This is a genomic window from Solemya elarraichensis gill symbiont (genome assembly GCF_002021095.1).
Lineage (GTDB): Bacteria > Pseudomonadota > Gammaproteobacteria > Chromatiales > Chromatiaceae.
On sequence record NZ_MPRK01000303.1, the window covers coordinates 1 to 1,837 of the forward strand.

1 protein-coding gene and 1 pseudogene are annotated in these 1,837 nt (G+C 47.3%); both read left to right on the top strand.

Annotated features, from left to right (window positions below; all coding sequences use genetic code 11):
• Positions 1 to 99 precede the first annotated feature (99 nt).
• Entirely contained in the window at positions 100 to 831 is a 732-nt protein-coding gene (locus tag BOW51_RS10430; protein ID WP_078477654.1) for a class I SAM-dependent methyltransferase, read from the top strand.
• Positions 832 to 1,060: 229 nt separating this feature from the next.
• Positions 1,061 to 1,717: pseudogene (locus tag BOW51_RS10435) on the top strand (TauD/TfdA family dioxygenase); the annotation flags it as partial.
• Positions 1,718 to 1,837 lie beyond the last annotated feature (120 nt).

Consider the following 1,837-nt stretch of genomic DNA (forward strand, 5'->3'; position numbering starts at 1 on the left):
TATTTTTCCTTTGGCGCTGGCGCACGTCAGAAAAACAGTCTCGCCTAGTGGCTACCGCGGACTACGCGCCTTCGATTCTCTCTCCTTGGCGCGCAGCGAATGAAAACCCGCCGTCGCAGTGCAGGCAGTTACCATGAAGCAATGACGCTTTGTCCCAATGCACGTAAGGCAGAATTCCTTGCTCCCCTACAACTGGCGCTTCCTGCAAAAGGAGAACGACTGGTCGACTTCCCGAGTGGCGGTGGCTACCTAAAAGGCTGGCTGGAAAGAATTGAACCAGATACACATTACCATGCAGTTGAGCAAATCAAGGGGTATCTCGACACAGGCACGGACATTGAGCAGGGTGACTGGGACCATCTGGAGTTTCCAGACACATCGGTCGATATTGTCTTGTCGCTGGTTGCCTTACACCACCTCTTCCCTGACAGATCACCTTTCTACAAGGAGTGTCACCGTATACTGAACCACACGGGGCGTCTGGTCATTGCCGATGTTGCCGAAAAGACTGATACCTCCCGCTTCCTTTCAGGTTTTGTTGGCACGCATAGTCCCGAAGGACATGATGCACGTTTTTTTGCAGAAGAAGATTGTGAAGAGATTCGCAACAATGGTTTTGAGGTGATGCATTATGAGATTCAGCATTTACCCTGGCACTATCCGGATAGAGAAACGGCAATCGCTTTCTGCAGGGGGCTATTCCGCTTGTACGGTGTCAGAGATGAATTGATATGGGAAGCCCTTGAGAATTACCTTGGCATCATAATAACGGGAAGCGGGATCACCATGAAATGGCAACTGGTGCTAATCAGGGCAGATAAAAATGCATAGCGCAATCCCACATGAAATCAGCAATGTATGCTCACCATGTGAAATTCTATCTGCATATGATGAATTTGGCATTGTGATCATACGTGGCCTACAGCTGGATTTACCTGCATTCAAATCCCTGTCCCGAGAAGTGTGCGATCGTTTTTACCCAATCGCCAGCCGTTATCTTCTGCGCCAGTCAGCAGGAGATGGCCTGACAACATAAGTATCAGAAGGCAACTATGCGCTTCTCGGGCATAGTGAAGCACACTACAGTCCATACCCCGAACCACCGGACACCTGCATATTTTTCTGCCCCGAGAATCCTGACACAATTGGAGGAGAAACGACCCTGATAGATGGCGTCGCCGTATACAAAAACCTGTCAAAAAAACTCAGTCGACGCTTCCTGGAACAGGGAATCATTTATGAAATGACCTGGGATCCTGCGCGCTGGCGTGCAGAATTTAATGTGACCGGTGAAGAAGCTCTATGGAAGCGGCTGAATAAAGTTGAAAATATTGAGTTCACCCTGGATAACACCGGATTGCTTCATCTTCGTGATATGACTACCGCGATAGAAATGACAGATGGTGGTGAAAATGCGTTTTCCAACGGAATGCTAACCCATCTCTCCCACATACCACCCCATCCAAAATATAATGTAGACAATGTCTTCTGCAAGAGCAGCAACAGAATCTATTTTGGAAACGGTGATCTAATTTCAGACAGCGTCATCATCCAGCTAATCGACTGCTACGATGAATTTCTATATGCACATAAATGGAAGACAGGCGATTTGTTGCTGGTGGACAACAAACGTTACATGCATGGCAGAAACATGTTTGATAAAGCAGGCAAACGGGAGATATTTACCCGTTTTGGATGGGTGCGAAAGGCATTATGAGTGCTTTTCACTAACAGTGACCTGGAGCCTGTAGATAATTCTGTGTAACTGCCCTGTTCAAATATGGTCAATGAGTCGATCTTCAAACTCGATCATAAAACGATTTAACGCTGCTTTCCA